This is a genomic window from Mucilaginibacter sp. P4_G9, from assembly GCF_056400985.1.
Genome location: NZ_JBFUKF010000076.1, coordinates 1 through 17,661 on the forward strand (window position 1 = coordinate 1; position 17,661 = coordinate 17,661).

The window sequence follows — 17,661 nt, forward strand, 5'->3', positions numbered from 1 at the left end:
CTCTACCGGAAGAACCACCTTCTTCCTTCTTCCCCAAATCTCGCCTTTATGCCGGGTAGGTACGGTGTCGCCTAAAAGTTTACCCCAGGGCTTAAGACCATCAATACGATCGAAAATAATCTTAAGCACAGCTATGAACGGGATGGAAAGGAACATACCAGATAGCCCCCATAACATATTGCCCAATAATACAACGATGATGGACATGAGCGCGTTGATTTGCACCTTGGATGATACAATACGTGGCACCAGGATATTGTTATCAATAAACTGGATAACAAGGTAAGCCACTATCACCCCCAATTGCGTTGTATAGCCATCTTTGGTAACAGTAGCCATCAACACTGGCAGGGCAATGGCAATAATACCGCCTAAATAAGGCACCAGGTTAAGGATGGCGCCTATCACCCCAATCAATATCCCATATTTTACGCCAAGCAGGATAAGCGCCAGCGAATTCAGCGCTGCCACAATCATCATCTCTATCAGCAAACCTATAATGTAGCTTTGGATAGCCGCTTTGGTTTCGTGCAATACATCGGCCACGCGCCTGGAGTTCTCCTCTGAAAACACTTCGAAAAAAAAGTTGAGCAGTAAGGTTTTATAATAAAGTACAAGGAAAACATACACAGGAACAATCAATATCAACCCAAAGATGCCAATTACCGAGCCTAAAGTACTGCCCAACAGCGAATGGCTATTATCCATTGCCTCTTTAATTAATTGATTCTGCTTTTGTACAGAATAACCAAAGGTGGTTGCTACCCAATCTTTAGCATCAACGGATATTGCTGCAAACTTTTGTTTCAGCATGGGCAGCGAATCGCCAAACTGGATAATTTGGGTAGATAGAAAATAAAATAACCCGGCAATGGCGACGGATGCCAAAAGCAAGGTAATAGAGATAGCCAATACTTTGGGTACCTTTTTATTTTCCAGCCAATTGCAAACGGGGTTTAATAAAATAGCAATAAACAACGAGAACGCTATCGGTACAAAAACATCGGCCAGCTGTGAAAATATATAGACTAATAAAATGAGCCCGAACATAATAACGGTGCTCTTGAGATAAAAAGGGTATTCTTTAACCGGCATACAGGCAGAAAATAAGGTGTATCCAAATCAAGGAGTAAATCAACTAATTGTTTTATCTGCCCAATAAATTCCTGGAAAACAAAAGGGCCTGAAACCGAAGTTTCAGACCCTTTTATCATAAATCCCGTCTTCCTCAGAATCTCGTCCCCGCAAGGTCTCTCCAATGCTATTAAGTTAAGAGGTTGATAGACTGCTCCAGAGGAGCAAAAGCTTTGTAGCACAAATAAATTGACAATCTTTTGCGTGCCAGAGGTACGCTACCTATGGTTCCGTACCTCTGGCACGGAGCTTCATTTTTGCTTTTCGTCCCCGCAGGGTCTCTCGAAAGAGGACCCTGCGGTTGCACTAAGCCCGTATTATTTACGAAAACCGCATTTATGCGTGATGATCGGGGTACCTCAGGGTCCTCTACGAGAGACCCTGAGGGGACGAAAAGCTATTCCCCCGCTGGGGGAGAAACACATTAATTTCCCGTCCCCGCAGGGTCTCTCGAGAGAGGACCCTGCGGTTGCACTAAGCCCGTATTATTGACGAAAACCGCGTTTATGGGTGATGATCGGGGTACCTCAGGGTCCTCTGCGAGAGACCCTGAGGGGACAAAAGTTCAGCATGACTTGAATTAATATTCTTTACTTTGCGTTCAACGTAATTTTAGCAGCAGGCAAACCCTTTGATGTTGCTGTAAACGTAACCGAACCTGCCTTTTCCTTAGCCTGTATAATAGCAAGGGCTAAGCCATGGAAAGCCTTGCGATACGATACTTTAAATGAATCATGACTAACAGGATCGCCGTTATCAACGCTGGCAATAAAGGCTGGTCCGGTTATTTTAAAGTCGACCAGGTTTTCGGCATCCGGTACTACATTGCCATCTTTATCCAGGACTTTTACGGTAATGAATGACAAATCTTTGCCGTCGGCTTTAATCAGTTTACGATCGGCCGATAGTTCAATTTTTGCCGGTTCGCCTGCGGTATGGATGAGGCGGGTTAAAACCTCCTTGCCATTTTTGCGCGATACTGCCTTTAGCGTGCCCGGCTCATATTTTACGCGCCACATGATGTGCAGGTCGTCCCCGGTTTTCTTTTTTATGCCTAATGATTTGCCGTTCAGGAAAAGCTCAACTTCATCGGCATTATTGTAATATGCCCAAACATCAATCATTTTACCAGGTGTCCAGTTCCAGTGCGGGAAAATGTGCAATACAGTTTTGTTAGTCCACTCACTTTGGTACATGTAATACACATCCTTAGGGAAACCCGCCAGGTCAACAATACCAAAATACGAGCTGCGCGATGGCCAGCTGTATGGAGTAGGCTCGCCTAAATAGTCAAACCCTGTCCAGATGAACATCCCCGAAAGGAAATCATACTTTTTCATTACCTTCCAGGTCATCTCGTGAGTCGATCCCCATGGTGGTCGCACATTATCATAAGCCGATACGTTATTACCTTCCCTTTCAAATGGCTTATCCCATTTTTCGGGCCATACCCTGATGCTATCCGATGGCATTTCGTAAAAGCCCCGGGTTTCCAGGCCAGATGTAGTTTCTGTAGCGATGAATTTTTTACCGGGATACCTGTCATGAAAACCGGCATACTCTCCCTCATGATAGTTATAACCTACCAGGTCTATCGCGCCTGATGCTATGATCTTGTTTTTTGTATCCGGGTTATTATTGGCAGCGGTTATAGGGCGTGTAGTATCTAAACTATGAACAATAGCCGTAAGCTGCGGCGCAATCCTTAAAGCCGAAGTATCGCTTTGCTGCCCTATTTCGTTACCAATACTCCAAATCATTACGCTGGGATGATTTCTATCACGCAGAATTTGATCTTCCAGGTCGCGTTTGTGCCATTGTTTGAAAAACAGGTGATAATCGTACTTTGCTTTTTCCCATTCCCAGGTATCAAAAGCCTCATCCATTACAATAAAACCCATTTTATCGCATAGATCAAGCAGCTCCGGAGCCGGCGGGTTATGGGAGGTACGGATGCCGTTGCAACCCATACCTTTTAAAATCTGCAGCTGACGTTCCAACGCACGGGTATTTATAGCTGCGCCAAGGCTGCCCAGGTCATGGTGATCGCAAACGCCTAAAATTTTCATCGGTTTGCCATTCAGGCTAAAACCTTTATCAACATCGAAGTTAAAATAGCGGATACCTAAAGGAGTAGTATATTCGTCAATTACCGTTTTGCCCGAAAGTACCTGCGTAACCGCTTTGTATAAGTAAGGCTTTTCAACACTCCATAATACCGGGTTTTTAACATTAAACACGCTGCTTGTTTCAAATACAGTATCTTTTAATTGTTTTTTTGATGGAATAGATGCCTCTGCAGCAATCACTTTACCTGCAGCATCATATAGCGTAGTTTTCACTGTTACTGGTGAGGATGCGGCGTTTTTAATCTGTACCTTTAAATTAACTTTGGCCGATGCGTTGCTTACATCTGTTGTAGTTACATAGGTACCCCAATGGTTAATTGCTATTTTATTGGTAGTAACCAGCCATACATTCCGATAAATTCCAGACCCTGAATACCAGCGGGAATTTGGCTGAACAGAGTTATCAACTTTTACAGCGATAACGTTATTGCCGCCAAAGTTTAAATAAGGAGTAAGCTCATACCTGAATGAGATATAACCATTTGGCCTGAAACCAAGGTGATGCCCGTTAACCCAAACATCGCTCTTTTGGTAAACACCGTCAAAATCTATATAAATCAATTTCCCTTTTGATGAAGCCGGCACTGTAAATGTTTTACGATACCAGCCTATACCGCCCGGCAATGCGCCGCCTTCGGGAGTAGCGGGGTTATCTTTGCTGAATTTCCCCTCAATGCTCCAGTCATGCGGTAAATTTAGCGAACGCCATTTGGCATCACTCGTGCCAGGCTTTTCAGCATGGGGTACATCGCCTAAATTAAAGCGCCAACCCTTATCAAAGTCGAGCGTTTGACGGCTTTGCTGGGCAAAACTATCTGCACAAAAAAACAGGGTGAGAAGCAACAAGCCGTATAATCTTACAGCTTGGGCAATTGACTTTATAGGATGCATAATAGGTTAATTGGGATTAAATGTAATTTAGACACTAAATTAGAAATAATATAATATTAACCCAATGCAGTGCCGAATTTATTTCGGAATAACGTTTTGCAAAAAAAATTCTTTTTTGTTTTGTCCTCGCAGGGTCTCTCGGAGAGGCCCCTGCGGTTGCACCAAGCCCGTATTGTTCACGAAAGCCGCGTTTATGTGAGGTGATCACGGTACCTCAGGGTCCTCTGCGAGAGACCCCGAGGGGACGGAAATTCTTTTGTCATCCTGAACGGAGTGAAGGATCTACTTTCCGCTATGCTTCTTCGCCCTGTACTGTCTGCGAATAGATCCTTCACTCCGTTCAGGATGACAAATTTTTTAAAACGTCATTCCCTGCTATTCTTTTCTTTTTTGATTACTACTTTTTTACCGTATTCACCATACTAAATCCTACCAGTTCGTCCCAGCGGGCTGCAGGCGGGCGGTAGTAAACCAATAGCTGGTAATCGTTCTCGGTTTCAAAATGACTGCCTTCAAGGGGGACATCATCGGCCTTGCCATTTTTATCAACCCAAACATATTCATAATCATATACGCCCTGCTTTAACAACAGGTTGATATAATACCGGCCATTTTCATCGCGGATAAGCTTACTATGCTCGTCAAGCTTGTAATCGTTAAACATGCCAACAATGTATGGTGTGCCTTCACTTCCCAATTTATTGGCAGCAAGACTAAAATATACATGTGCGTAATCGGCATCGGTACGCGGGTCGCGGCCATCCTGGTTTAGGATAAAGAATTTGCCGTTGTTATCATAGTACAATACATAGTCGGGATTATCGCGAATGGGGTCGCCCAATAGCACTACGATATTTGCCGTATCCTTATAAATTTTAGCCACGCGTTGCGAGTTAAGCTTCAAGGTTCGCATATCAAACAGCCTGAATTCATTACGGCCGGGGAAATCGTTAATGGCCACATCGTTATAGATTAATGATGTACCGCGGATATTTGTTGGCTCTGTATTTAAAATACCGGTGGAGGTACGCGCGTTCTGCATTACAAATGCACGGATCTCCCGGGATGGACTTTGCACTTGCAAACTTCCGTAATCAACGGTAAAATTTAATTTCTGGTTGGTTTGCCGTGTTTGCGTATTAGGCGATGCAATTATATTGGCTGCTATAGAGACCTTTTTACCAACTACATACAAGCGGCGGGTGAGCACCATTTTTGATTGATCACCGTCTTCATAAACCTTCAGGATATAGTTTCCTGATATTTTAGGGGCGATGTTATTATTAGGGATCAGCTGTTCATAATGGGTATATTTTTGAAAGGTACCTGTAGAATAGCTGTAATTATACAAACGGTCGTCCTGGAAACTTTGCAGGTACTCGGCCGGCGACAAGTTAGATGAGTTCCATTTGGTATCGCAATGCTCGATGGTATAATAGTAATTACGACTGCCGCCACGCAGATCATCAAAAGCCAACAGCACTTTATCATCAGCGCCAAGATTGATTACCGGGAACGGGTTTTGCTTATCGGTATTGTTAAACTCAACGCTTTTTATGGCGGGGTTGTAAACGTTATTATCGTAGGGTGTTTGGGCAAAAGTTTTGAGGGAGAGCAGGACGAGTATAAATAGTATTATTGAAACGCTTAAGGGGAATTGACGTTTTGAAACACAGCATCCAAAAGGCCTGTCAGTCTGAGCCTGTCGAAGACTCGCGCGGAGAGGCCTTTGCCCGCTATGGTTCGACAGGCTCACCATGACAGCCCACCACCCGTCATTTGTAGGCACGACGCAATCCCCGATATGCAAAGCGGCCTTGCAAGGTTGCACTGTAAAGTTGGGGATTGCTTCGTACCTCGCAATGACGGGTTTCATAGATATGTTTTACTTTAAAACTATGTCATTGCGAGCGTAGCGTGGCAATCTCGTCACATGCAAATCGGATATGCACAGTTCGCGATTGCTTCGTGCCTCGCAATGACAAGTTGTAGAATCCCAGACTTACGAAGTTTTAAAAACTTCGTAAGTCTTTCGCCGGTTTGTTATTCCCCCTTCAGAGTTTCGCGAAATTTTACCACTCGCAATGACATGTTTTTGGATATAGTTTTTAAGCTTCCAGCTCCAAAATCTGCTCGGCCAAAGTTTCCCATTTTTGTTGGATCTGCTTCAGCTCGGCTTGTTTTTGGTTATAGGCAGTATTGGTTTCTTTTAGCTTTTGGCTGTCGTTATAAATTTTGGTATCGGCCAGTTTGGCTTCCAGTTCTTTCACTGTTTTATCAAGCACGGCAATCTGCTCTTCCATTTTGGCCAGGTCCTGGTTCAGTTTCTTTAGCTGCTGGTGCTTGTTTTCACCTTGCTGCTGTTTAACCGGCTCGGGCTTTTTCTCTTCCTTTTTAGGCTGTGGTGCGGGCGCGGCGGCCTTAGGTTCAAACTTGCGCTTTGAAAACCACTCGTCGAACTCGGCATAAGTACCGGGATAAATTTTTATCTTTTGATCCTCAATGAACCAAATCTTGTTGGCCACATTGTCAAGGAAATACCTATCGTGAGATACTACAATGAAAGTACCCTCGTACTGCTCCAAAGCCTGGATCAGGATATTTACAGATTGCATATCCAGGTGATTGGTAGGCTCATCCAGCACCAGGAAGTTAGCATCGGCGGTAAGCGCCTTGGCTAAAGCCACACGTGATTTTTCGCCTCCCGATAGTACCTTAATCTTTTTAAACACATCATCACCGGTAAACAAAAACGAACCTAATATGGTACGCAGCTCGGTATCGGTATGCTTTGGCGCAAATGCCTGTAGTTCCTGCAGTATCTGGTTCTCCAGGTGTAACGACTCCAGCTGGTGCTGGGCAAAAAATGTGGTGCTCACATTGTGCCCGGTGGTTACCTTGCCTGTATAATCATGATCGGCATTGGCAATGATGCGCAGCAAGGTTGATTTACCTTTACCGTTGGCACCAATCAGGGCTATTTTGTCGCCTTTTTCAATTACCGCTTCGCCGCCATCAAGAATATCAATTGCGGGATACTTTTTAACAATATCCTCTAACGTTACTACGTGCCTGCCCGATTGTTTGGAGAAACGGAAAGCAAAGTTAACCGATGGGTTATCATCATCCACATCATCCACGCGTTCCATTTTATCAAGCATTTTGATACGCGACTGCGCCATTTTTGCTTTAGAGGCCTTGGCCCGGAAACGCTCGATCAAACGCTCTTCCTGTTTTATTTTTGATTGCTGGTTTTTAAACTCACCGCGCTGAATTTCTTCGCGCTGCGCTTTTTCTTCCAGGTAAAAAGTATAGTTACCCGCATAAACGGTAAGTTTCCCTTTACGCGATTCAACTGTACGGTTAATCACCTTATCCAAAAACCACCTATCGTGAGATACGATGATGATGGCGCCGTTAAAAGCTTTCAAATAATCTTCCAGCCATTGGATAGAAGGTAAATCAAGGTGGTTGGTAGGCTCATCCAATAACAAAATATCGGGCGCCTGTAACAAGATTTTGGCCAACATTACACGCATACGCCACCCTCCCGAGAAGGTGCTTAGCTTACGCTGGCAATCAGCCTCGCTGAAACCCAAACCCGCTAAAATTTCGTGTGCTTTGTATTCAATATTATAACCATCAAGCAATTCAAACTCATGCTGCTTATCGCTAAGCTTGTGCAAAAGGTCTTCGGTATAGTCGGTTTCCAATTTTTTAAGCAGCACTTCTATCTCATCATGCAATTGGTTTTGGCGCTCAAAAGCCTCCATAGCCACATGCACAATATTTTTATCAGATGAGTATGACAGCAAATCCTGGTTAAGGTAACCCATGGTAAGGTCCTTCGCCATTGATATGGTGCCCGATGTAGGTTTATAGTCGCCTACAATAATTTTTAAGAGGGTAGTTTTCCCGGTTCCGTTGGCACCTATTAAACCAATTTTTTCACCGGGTTTTATATGCCAGTTGGCTTCATCGTAAAGGGCCCGCGCACCAATCTCAAACGTAAGGTTATTTATAGCAATCATTTGGGCGCAAAGATACGATTTTACGCGCAAAGCTGAAAGGACAAAGGAGCAAGGATTTATGGACAAAAGAATAAGGACGAAAGGACAAATAATAAAATGCCGATGTTAGAAAAACACGGCGCAATACATTAAAACAAAGTATAAGTCCTTTGTCTTTTCGTCCTTAATCCTTTGTCTAGCTTATGCTCCCACAGCCTTAAGCCATGTTTGCGCCATGAGGGCTTCGCCGGCTACGCTGGGGTGTACACCATCGCGATTCCAGTAAGTGGCGGGGGCAATGGTTTCGGCTTTGTCAAATGCTGCCTGGTAGGGTACAAAAATGGCACCATACTGAGTGGCAATATCTTTGGCCGCCTTGCGGAATAAGTCAAACGTAGGGTACCATTTCTCGTCAACAGCCTTTACGCCCTTTTGGGCAAATGGCTCGCAGATCACCAGTTTAATATCCGGCAGGGCCGCTTTGGTACGATCTATCAGTTTTTTATAATCGGCTATGTAAGTATCAATTGTGCCGGTGTAACCGCTGGTGAGTGTATGCCAAAAATCATTTACACCAATATGAATGCTCAGCACATTGGGTTTAATGGCCAGGCAATCGGTATCCCAGCGCTCGGCCAGTTGATATACCTTATTGCCGCTGATGCCTTTGTTATAAATTTTAAGGTTCTTATCAGCATGATTAAGCAATAGCTGCGATGCAGTGATAAGCGCATAACCCGACCCTAAGGAGCTGGTTGTATTAAATTCGGTAGTATTATGATCTCGGCCCCAGTCGGTAATAGAATCGCCCTGGAAAAGGATCACATCACCGGTATTAAAGCTGATTTTTTTTGACGGTTTTTCTATAGCTAAAGCTGCTGAAACTATCTGGGGTAAGCCCATGGCCGCTATAGTACCTACTGATGCTGTTTTTAAAAAATTGCGTCGGTTGCGTTTAAACATATTGATGGTTTTATAGATCGATTTTGATTTCCGAATTTACAGATTTACGTGACTTTTTTAAACTTTGTTAAATTTTATATAAGCTTTTGAATGATTAATATCATCGCCAAAGTAAAATTTCATAAAATTCTGGTTTACACAGCTTAAGTAAAGTGCTAACTTCGCGCCATGTATTTTTTATTAAAACCCATCCTTTTCCTGTTCGATCCCGAAAAAGTACATTATTTTGTAACCCGCAACTTAAAGCGCTTTAACCGTTTTCCGGGTGGCGCTGCTTTAAGCCGGGCTATATGGGATGTAAACGACAGGCGTTTAGAAAAAGAGGTCTTCGGCCTAAAATTTAAAAATCCTGTTGGCCTGGCAGCCGGCTTTGATAAAAATGCCGAACTGATGGGCGAAATGGCCAACATGGGTTTTGGCTTTGTGGAGATAGGTACCGTTACCCCCCTGCCCCAGCCCGGCAATCCGCAGCCGCGCATGTTCCGCCTRCCATCAGATGGCGCGCTTATTAACCGAATGGGCTTTAACAACTTCGGCGTTGATGTTGCTGCCGAAAGAATAGCTACCTTTCGCAAAAATGCCAAAGGAGCACAAAAAAGCCTGATCATTGGCGGCAACATCGGCAAAAACAAGGTAACACCTAATGAAGATGCCGTTAGCGATTATATCAAATGTTTCGATCGCCTGTTTGATGTGGTTGATTATTTTGTGGTGAACGTAAGCTCGCCCAATACGCCCGGCCTGCGCGAACTGCAGGAAAAAGAACCGCTGATGCAATTATTGAACACCCTGCAGCAACGCAATTCAAAAAACGGCATCAGCCGCCCCATACTGTTAAAAATTGCACCAGACCTTACCAACTCACAACTGGATGACATTGTTGATATTGTGCAGCAAACCGGCATTGCGGGCATTATAGCTACCAATACCACCATCAGTCGTGAAAATTTAACTGCAGCCGATAGTTTAAAATCAGAGATGGGTGGCTTAAGCGGCAAGCCGCTTACTAAGCGCTCAACTGAGGTGATCAGCTATATTTTCAAAAAATCAAAAGGCTCGTTTCCCATCATTGGTGTAGGTGGAATCCACTCTGCCGGCGATGCAATGGAGAAATTAAATGCAGGGGCATCGCTGGTGCAACTATATACCGGGTTTATTTACGAAGGACCGGGGTTGATAGGGAGGATAAATAAGAAACTTCTTGGCAAATAAATGTCTGAACCGGAATTCATCGAATTTATGAATTAACAGAATTCTAAAAATTCAGAATAACACTTGACATCTGTGGTTTGTAAAAAACACAAACTGTAGAAAGAAATTCAAAAAATTCTTTAATTCGATAAATTTCGGTTCAGAAAAATATGCCAACAAAAAAATCCCACCGGTTTCTGAAACCAGCAGGATTTATAAGATCTTTTGAGCGCCTGCGCTCTTAACAGGTAGAATTATTTACCTGCAGCAATTGCCAAAACGGCATTGTTTTTTGCTATCTGGCTGTGTTTTGACTCAGCAGAACGGCTTCCGTACTCAAGGTTGGTAGCCAGCTTCAAAAACTGCACTTCTAAACGTGAAGTAGTTTTGTTTTTTCTATCTTTTCTTTTTAAACGTGTAACGCCCATGGTGTTGTTATTTTAATTTTTTTAATACCCTTGAGGTCGGGAGCGGATTCGAACCGCTGTAAAAGGTTTTGCAGACCTCTGCCTAGCCACTCGGCCACCCGACCCTCTTTTTAAGGATTGCAAAAATAGTAATTAATTTAATGGTAGCCAATATTTATTTCATTGAATTTCTTTTTATTTCAGAACATAGTATGGCTGTGGCTATAGCAACGTTCAATGATTCGGCTTTCCCGGCCCTTGGGATGGTTATTTTTGTGGTAATCAGCCGCTCAATCGCGGGGCTTATGCCGTTACCCTCGTTACCCATCACCAGCAATCCTTCGGTGCCAAAATTGCTGTTATAAACATTCTCCCCATCCAGCATTGCCCCAAATATGGGCAGCCCTATCTGTGGCAAAACCGTCTCCAGGCTTGCATAATGCACATTTACACGCGCCAGGGAACCCATAGTAGCCTGTACCACTTTAGGGTTGTAAACATCAACCGTATCTTCGCTGCATACAATATCGGTAATGCCGAACCAATCGGCGGTGCGGATAATGGTGCCCATGTTGCCGGGGTCCTGTATACTATCAAGCACCAATGAAAACTTTTGTTTGAGGCTGTTATAATTTAATGTTGCCCATATTGGTATTTTAACCAAACCAATTACCTCCTGCGGCGTTTTCAAAGTGCTTATTTTTTCTATATCCTTCATTGAAATCTCCTGAAAGTTTATTTTTCGGGATAAATTCAGCATTTTTGGAGCAATTGAAGGGGTATGGTATATGGTATCCACCTGGTAACCTGAGCTTGTAAATTCAATTACTGATTTATAGCCCTCAACCAGGAAAAAACCATGTTCCCTGCGAAATTTTTTATGTTGTAAGGATGTTAATAAACTGATTTGTGATTTTGAAAGCATATATAAAACCTGCTGGTTACCGCCTTACAATATTAAGTATTTTGCTGCTCATTATCGGCGCGGGTTGCAGCGTTACCCGTGGCATCCGCAAAGATCAGGCTTTAGTACGCAAAATTACTATAAAAGGTATTGATAAGGAATTTGCAGAAGTTGCTGTAAACTATGTTGATAAAGAGCAACAGCCCAACAATAAACTCAATCTTCAATTTTATTACTGGTTTAGCAATAATGGCAAACGAAATATTGGGGAGGCCCCTGCCATACTGGATAGTAACCTGGTTGAATATTCACGTTTCCAGATGGAAAAATTCATTCAGAACCGTGGATATTTAAAAGCAAGGATCACCGATAGCATTGTGATAAAAAAACAACGGGCTGAGTTGATTTTCACCGCGCATGAAGGCCCACTGTTCCACATCCGTAAAATTGAAGACAGCATTCCCGATAAAAAAATCAAGAATATTTACATAGCAAACCGCAATAAAATATCGCACATACAACCCGGCGGCCGTTTTGATACCGACAGCCTTGCACATGACCGTGATGAACTGTACTTGCTCATGAAACGCAATGGCTATTTTGATTTTTACAGGCAATACATCAATTTTAATTACGACTCCACCTTTAACAGCAGTGTGGTTGATATTAAAATGATGATTGATAACCCGGCCGGTAAAACAGAGCACCCGGTTTACAAAATTAACAATACACTTGTAACCATATCCGCCAGTAGTGGCAGAACACCGGGCAAGGCCGATACAATACAGGTTGATTCGCAATTTAGGTTTGTTGATTTTTCTAAACGTTTTAAACCAAGGGTGGTTATTGATTATACCTATCAAAAAAAGGGACAAATATATGATATTGATAAACAAACCCTTACCACTACCCGCCTATCGGAGTTAAACGTTTTTAGAAATGTACCCAACCCTACGTATGAAAAACTTGGCGATAGCACCAACCGCTTAAATACCAAAATAGATATTATCCCGCTTAAACATTACTCAGACCGGGTAGAAGGCGAGTTCCTGTTTGCCAATGGGAGGTATGGATACAACATAGGCAACACTTTTACAAACCGAAACCTGTTTATGCAGGCAGCCATATTACAGGTAAAACTTAACTGGAGCATTTTATTTGATAACGGCACAAACACTACAAATAATGCCGATATCCAGAACCAGGAATTCAGGGCAGGGATAAATTTAATATATCCGCGTATCGTATCACCTTTTCATTTTCCTTTAATGGGTAAATACGGTGTGCCGCATACCACCTTCTCCACAAACTATTCATTGTTTTACCAAAAAGACCTGGTAACACGCCAAAGCTTTGTAAACTCTATAAGTTATGATTTTTATGAAACCGGGCGCAAGCTGCATACTGTTACACCCATAAATATCGAATTTTCAAAGGGGGTAATTGATCCCGCTGCGCGCGATACCTTATTGGCACATGGTAAGTTTGCCTACGTAAAACTAATTGGCCGAACTGTATTTACAACAGGTAGTCAATATACATTTCAGTATAATGCACTTGAATTAAACTCCTATAAAAACTTCGAATATTTCCGTGGAAGTTTGGATATAGGCGGTAATTTCCTGAGCTTGCTGGGCAGTACCTTTAATACACCAAGGGATTCGCTTGGGCAACGCCAAATTTTAGGATATACCTTTTCTCAATATACCAAAACCGAAGTCGACTTTCGCATTTACCGAACCCTGGGGGGCGAGCGACAATTTGTATTTCGTATTAATCCCGGCATTGGTATACCTTATGGCAATAGTAACGAGCTGATATTTGAAAAAAACTTTTACACCGGCGGCGCAAATGATATGCGTGCGTGGTTACCCCGCACACTTGGCCCGGGTCAGTTTAACCGGGGAACCGCTTATGCAGGTGACCCATCATCCCTTGCCCGCCTAAAATATCTTGATCAGTTTGGCGAAATAAAGATAGTAGCCAATGCCGAATACCGTTATAAACTGGCAGATAACTTTTTTGGCGCAAAGTTAAAAGGTGCTGTTTTTATAGATGCCGGCAATGTTTGGAGGCTGGGGAAAAAAGCAGAAAGTCCAAACGGTGAATTCAGGTTCGATAATATTTTACAATCAACAGCTATTGGTATTGGTACCGGTTTACGGTTCGATTTAAGTTTCTTTGTTTTCAGGCTTGATGCCGCATTTAAATTTAAAGATCCGCAGTTTAGCGGAGCCGACCAGTGGGTACTGATAAAGCACTCAAATGAGCTCTTCCACAGCAGGTCATTTAAAACCGCTTATGCAAACAATAACGGCGGCGATACCTATAATTTTATGCAGTTGAATTTTGGGATAGGATTGCCGTTTTAATTTTGAATTACTGAATTAGCCTCAGGCTCTCCCGGCTAAAATAGCCCCTTCAAACCATCAATAGCGCTTTCAAAAAAAGTGTGCATACTTAAACCATTATGGTAGTTAAAATACAGGAATATGCAGAATATAATAACCGCTATAATGATGAACCGCTTAAACATATAGGCCAGCAATATTAAAATTAGCGGTATAGCTATCAAAAACATAATACTGATATGGAACGGGCTTAATTTGCTATCGTGTTTATAAATATAGTAGAGGATGCCGTGTGTGCCGCTTTCGTTAATATGCTTGGCATATAAAAAGGTAGAGCGATCTATCTTTTGCCTGTAAAAGGCAACTCCCTTTTCAAACTTTAACTGGTACTCAAAACCGTTCATGATAAATGTGAACAGGCCGTTTACGTTCTCCTGGGTCACGCCGGCCGAATCTGTGGCTATAACAGCCACCTGGTCAACCCCGAAAGGGTTTTCTTTAACTACAAAATGATTTATGGCAATTGTATCGGCAAAAACAAAGTTGTGTGTAGCCGCAATAAGGCACAATAAAAACAATAATTTTTTCATCTGTTAAAAACCATAAATAAAATGTACGCAATAAAAATAGTGTTTTTTGTGCTATCTGTTTAGTAAATAAATACTCGCGTTAAGCACAGCTACAAAACTTACCCATAGCAAATAAGGCCAAAGCAGCTGCCCGGCAACCCTACTGTATTTACCAAACCAGTTAATATTAAAAATAATACTTATCCACAACAGTATAATAACCATCATAGCACCCAATAACTGGTGTAAAGCAAAAAACATAACCCACCACAAAAAATTTAAAAACAACTGCACAAAATAAATTGCCCGGGTGATTTTAAAGGCAGGTTTGCGGCTCCGGTGTTTCCAAACCAGGTAGGCTGCTATAGCTATCATAATGTAAAGCACCGCCCAAACCGGGGCAGAAAGCCAGAGCGGCGGGGTAAAAAATGGTTTTGTAAGTGTATTGTACCAGCCTGCAATTTCGGGCCGTGTAAAAAGTGCAGCAACAAAACCTATCGCCAGTGTAATTAATAAACTGATGAGGAACGGAAAGAACCGGAATTTTCTGGGTATCGCTGGAATCATCGTTTTATGGAAACCAATAAAATAACAATAAGTTTTGGGTAAATAATTACATACACATTATGCAGGCGTTACAATTAAAAACCGCAAAAATATTAGCTTAGCAACCGTTGCCATAAGTAAATAAAATGATAAAAGCTTATAAACTATATACCGGCGAAGATGGGCACTCACATGTGCAAACAGGAACAGTAGCCGAAATGATTTTTAACCCGGTTTCAACTATCCGGTTCCAGGAATCGCCTCCACATTCGTTTTACGATTGGCACAACGCCCCTGCCTGGCAATATGTGATCAACCTATCCGGGACATTGGAATTTGAGACCCGTACAGGCGAAACCTTTATATTTCGCCCGGGCGAAATATTGATTGCTATGGATACAACAGGAACAGCTCATCAATGGAAACTGATAGACGATGAGCCATGGCGACGGGTATATGTGACGTTTGCTACCGGGCAGGAGGTAAACTTTGTGCCGGATGCGGGATAAAAATTAAAGTCATGCTGATCTGCTTTCGATAGATCAGCCTCCCACTTGCAAGGTTTCATCCCTGTAATTGATCATCTTGCGTGTGGGACCCGGGTAAGCTGGCCAGCATTTACGGGATGACTTTTAATACTATTAATCTGGTTTAACCCGCACATATACGCTGTTAAAACCGTCACTGATAAATACATCATTCAAAAACAAAGTATCATTCCTGATAATAAATGCATCGGCCTGCAGATCATTGATCTTCAACAGATCAATAGTTTCGGTAGCCGAATATTTATAATTTCGGTTTATAGAAAATTTGCCGGAAAGCATAACCGAATCTTTTTTTAACATTTTAAAAGTGCTGTCATTCCTGTATACCTGAGTTAAGTTATACCCGGCACTTTGGGGCGTTATGGTCATCCCGGCTATGCCCCCAACAGATTTTACCCAACGCCAGCTACCAAATATTGATGTGGAAACAGGGCCCGGTAAACCATCTTTATTGCATGAACTAACGCTGCATAGTACCAGCGCGGCAATTACAAGGGTAAAGTATTTCATAATACACGGTTATATACAGCATTACGCAGGCCCTAAATGCTTTGATACAATGAGTTATAAATATTTCAAAAAAAATCTTATTCCTTAATTTCAACAAAATTCTTTGTATCATTAAACCATGATTATTGTTATCCAGTGTAAAGACCAGGTAGGCCTGGTTGCATCTATATCGGCTATATTAGCAAAATACCAATTGAACATAGTTTCGATGCGCGAACATGTTGATAAGAGCGAGAACATATTTTTTATGCGCCTGGAGGTAGAAGATGGGGATAATGAAAATCTTGCACAAAAATTAAAAGAAGTTTTACCTGCCGGTGCAATTATTTCGGTAAATCCCCTTCCCGAAAAAAAAGTGGTTGTGCTGGTAACAAAGGAGTATCATTGCCTTGCCGATATACTCATCCGTAATTATTTTAAAACCCTGGGAGCAACTGTTCAATGCGTAATTGGCAACCACGCCACCCTGCAAAACATTTGCGAGCGTTTTGATATGCCTTTTTACCATATATCGCATGAGCAAGTAAGTAAGGAAGAATTTGAACAAAAAATAAGCGATACTATTGAGCAACATACGCCGGATTATGTAATACTGGCCAAATACATGCGCATTTTATCGCCGGCCTTTGTAGCAAAGTTCCCCATGCGGATAATCAATATCCACCACTCATTTTTACCTGCTTTTATTGGCGCTAACCCCTATCGGCAAGCTTTTGAACGCGGCGTTAAGCTGATAGGCGCTACCGCCCACTTTGTATCAAATGAGCTGGATGAAGGCCCCATTATTGCCCAGCAGATCATCCCGGTAAATCACTCCTTTACCGCAGCAACCATGGTAAAGGCCGGGCAGGAAATTGAAACGTCGGTATTAGCTAAAGCCCTTAAATTGATATTTGAAGATCGTGTGTTTGTTTCTAAAAACAAGACGGTTGTGTTTGAGTAATTGTAAAATTCAGAAACACCGGCGCGGCCCTTACGGACAATATTATGCAGACTCCAATACCAGTCTTGTAATCCGAAGTCTTCCATAAACAAACACATTACTTAACGGTTATTTAACAGCAACCGGTTATTTTTGCCGGCAATCTATCTAAATATATCCTATGAAAAAGCTTCTGCTTATTTTATTGCTTACTGTTTTCTCGTGCTCTTTTGTTTTTGCTCAGCATTTTACAGTAGCTACTTATAATCTTCGTAACGATAATGCCACCAATGATGATTCCTTGAGAGGCAACGGCTGGAAGCAGCGCCTTCCTGTTATAGCTAAATTGATACAATTTCATGATTTTGATATCTTCGGCACACAAGAGGGTCTTGTTCATCAATTAAAAAATCTTACTTCGGCCATGCCCGGATATGCCTATACCGGCATAGGGCGCGATGATGGTAAAACAGAGGGGGAGTTTTCGGCTATATTTTATAAAACAAACAAATTTAAGTTGCTTAAGCATGGCGATTTCTGGCTATCGCCTATAACCGACCGCCCTAATAAGGGTTGGGATGCTGCC

General features: G+C 42.4%; 15 protein-coding genes and 1 tRNA gene. 5 read left to right on the forward strand and 11 right to left on the reverse strand.

The window, feature by feature from the left end:
* The 5 genes from AC1DPZ_RS09220 to AC1DPZ_RS09240 all read right to left on the reverse strand — a co-directional run.
* A partial coding sequence (locus tag AC1DPZ_RS09220) for an AI-2E family transporter (protein ID WP_477402684.1) occupies nt 1-1,095 on the reverse strand: 1,095 nt, incomplete at its 3' end.
* A 629-nt stretch (nt 1,096-1,724) separates the two neighbouring features.
* The gene (gene galB / locus AC1DPZ_RS09225; protein ID WP_477402685.1) at nt 1,725-4,154 is read right to left on the reverse strand and encodes a beta-galactosidase GalB; all 2,430 of its coding nucleotides are present in this window, start codon (nt 4,152-4,154) and stop codon (nt 1,725-1,727) included.
* A gap of 397 nt (nt 4,155-4,551) precedes the next feature.
* The gene (locus AC1DPZ_RS09230) at nt 4,552-6,030 is read right to left on the reverse strand and encodes a type IX secretion system plug protein (protein ID WP_477402686.1); all 1,479 of its coding nucleotides are present in this window, start codon (nt 6,028-6,030) and stop codon (nt 4,552-4,554) included.
* Nucleotides 6,031-6,262: 232 nt separating this feature from the next.
* On the reverse strand, nt 6,263-8,185 hold the full coding sequence (locus AC1DPZ_RS09235; protein WP_477402687.1) for an ABC-F family ATP-binding cassette domain-containing protein: 1,923 nt from the start codon (nt 8,183-8,185) through the stop codon (nt 6,263-6,265).
* A 180-nt stretch (nt 8,186-8,365) separates the two neighbouring features.
* Nucleotides 8,366-9,127 (reverse strand): SGNH/GDSL hydrolase family protein, encoded by a 762-nt coding sequence (locus AC1DPZ_RS09240; RefSeq protein ID WP_477402688.1) that lies wholly within the window; start codon nt 9,125-9,127, stop codon nt 8,366-8,368.
* 168 nt (nt 9,128-9,295) lie between these two features.
* On the opposite strand from AC1DPZ_RS09240, the gene AC1DPZ_RS09245 reads away from it, so the two are divergent.
* Entirely contained in the window at nt 9,296-10,339 is a 1,044-nt protein-coding gene (locus AC1DPZ_RS09245) for a quinone-dependent dihydroorotate dehydrogenase (protein ID WP_477402689.1), read from the forward strand.
* Nucleotides 10,340-10,572: 233 nt separating this feature from the next.
* Here the strand turns inward: AC1DPZ_RS09245 and AC1DPZ_RS09250 are convergent, their stop codons facing one another.
* The 3 genes from AC1DPZ_RS09250 to AC1DPZ_RS09260 all read right to left on the reverse strand — a co-directional run bounded on the left by AC1DPZ_RS09250 (nt 10,573) and on the right by AC1DPZ_RS09260 (nt 11,650).
* Nucleotides 10,573-10,746, reverse strand: a complete 174-nt coding sequence (locus AC1DPZ_RS09250; RefSeq protein WP_477402690.1) for a spore protein — start codon at nt 10,744-10,746, stop codon at nt 10,573-10,575.
* Between the two features lie 33 nt (nt 10,747-10,779).
* Nucleotides 10,780-10,850, reverse strand: a tRNA-Cys gene (locus tag AC1DPZ_RS09255).
* 50 nt (nt 10,851-10,900) lie between these two features.
* On the reverse strand, nt 10,901-11,650 hold the full coding sequence (locus AC1DPZ_RS09260; protein ID WP_477402691.1) for a TrmH family RNA methyltransferase: 750 nt from the start codon (nt 11,648-11,650) through the stop codon (nt 10,901-10,903).
* On the opposite strand from AC1DPZ_RS09260, the gene tamL reads away from it, so the two are divergent.
* Nucleotides 11,641-14,001 carry a translocation and assembly module lipoprotein TamL gene (tamL, locus tag AC1DPZ_RS09265; RefSeq protein ID WP_477402692.1) on the forward strand — a complete coding sequence of 787 codons (2,361 nt, stop codon included), beginning with the start codon at nt 11,641-11,643 and terminating at the stop codon, nt 13,999-14,001. The genes AC1DPZ_RS09260 and tamL overlap by 10 nt on opposite strands.
* Before the next feature lie 35 nt (nt 14,002-14,036).
* Here the strand turns inward: tamL and AC1DPZ_RS09270 are convergent, their stop codons facing one another.
* Nucleotides 14,037-14,570, reverse strand: a complete 534-nt coding sequence (locus AC1DPZ_RS09270; protein WP_477402693.1) for a hypothetical protein — start codon at nt 14,568-14,570, stop codon at nt 14,037-14,039.
* 51 nt (nt 14,571-14,621) lie between these two features.
* A complete protein-coding gene (locus AC1DPZ_RS09275) occupies nt 14,622-15,116 on the reverse strand; it encodes a TspO/MBR family protein (protein ID WP_477402694.1) in 495 nt (164 codons plus the stop codon).
* Nucleotides 15,117-15,241: 125 nt separating this feature from the next.
* On the opposite strand from AC1DPZ_RS09275, the gene AC1DPZ_RS09280 reads away from it, so the two are divergent.
* On the forward strand, nt 15,242-15,604 hold the full coding sequence (locus tag AC1DPZ_RS09280; RefSeq protein WP_477402695.1) for a hypothetical protein: 363 nt from the start codon (nt 15,242-15,244) through the stop codon (nt 15,602-15,604).
* A 132-nt stretch (nt 15,605-15,736) separates the two neighbouring features.
* On the opposite strand, the gene AC1DPZ_RS09285 is transcribed toward AC1DPZ_RS09280, so the two are convergent.
* On the reverse strand, nt 15,737-16,153 hold the full coding sequence (locus AC1DPZ_RS09285; protein ID WP_477402696.1) for a hypothetical protein: 417 nt from the start codon (nt 16,151-16,153) through the stop codon (nt 15,737-15,739).
* Between the two features lie 118 nt (nt 16,154-16,271).
* Here AC1DPZ_RS09285 and purU point away from each other — a divergent pair, with 118 nt between their 5' ends.
* Together purU and AC1DPZ_RS09295 are read left to right on the forward strand one after the other, a co-directional pair.
* Nucleotides 16,272-17,096 (forward strand): formyltetrahydrofolate deformylase, encoded by an 825-nt coding sequence (gene purU, locus AC1DPZ_RS09290; protein WP_477402697.1) that lies wholly within the window; start codon nt 16,272-16,274, stop codon nt 17,094-17,096.
* A 160-nt stretch (nt 17,097-17,256) separates the two neighbouring features.
* On the forward strand, nt 17,257-17,661 hold a 405-nt coding region (locus tag AC1DPZ_RS09295; RefSeq protein ID WP_477402698.1), incomplete at its 3' end, for an exonuclease/endonuclease/phosphatase family protein.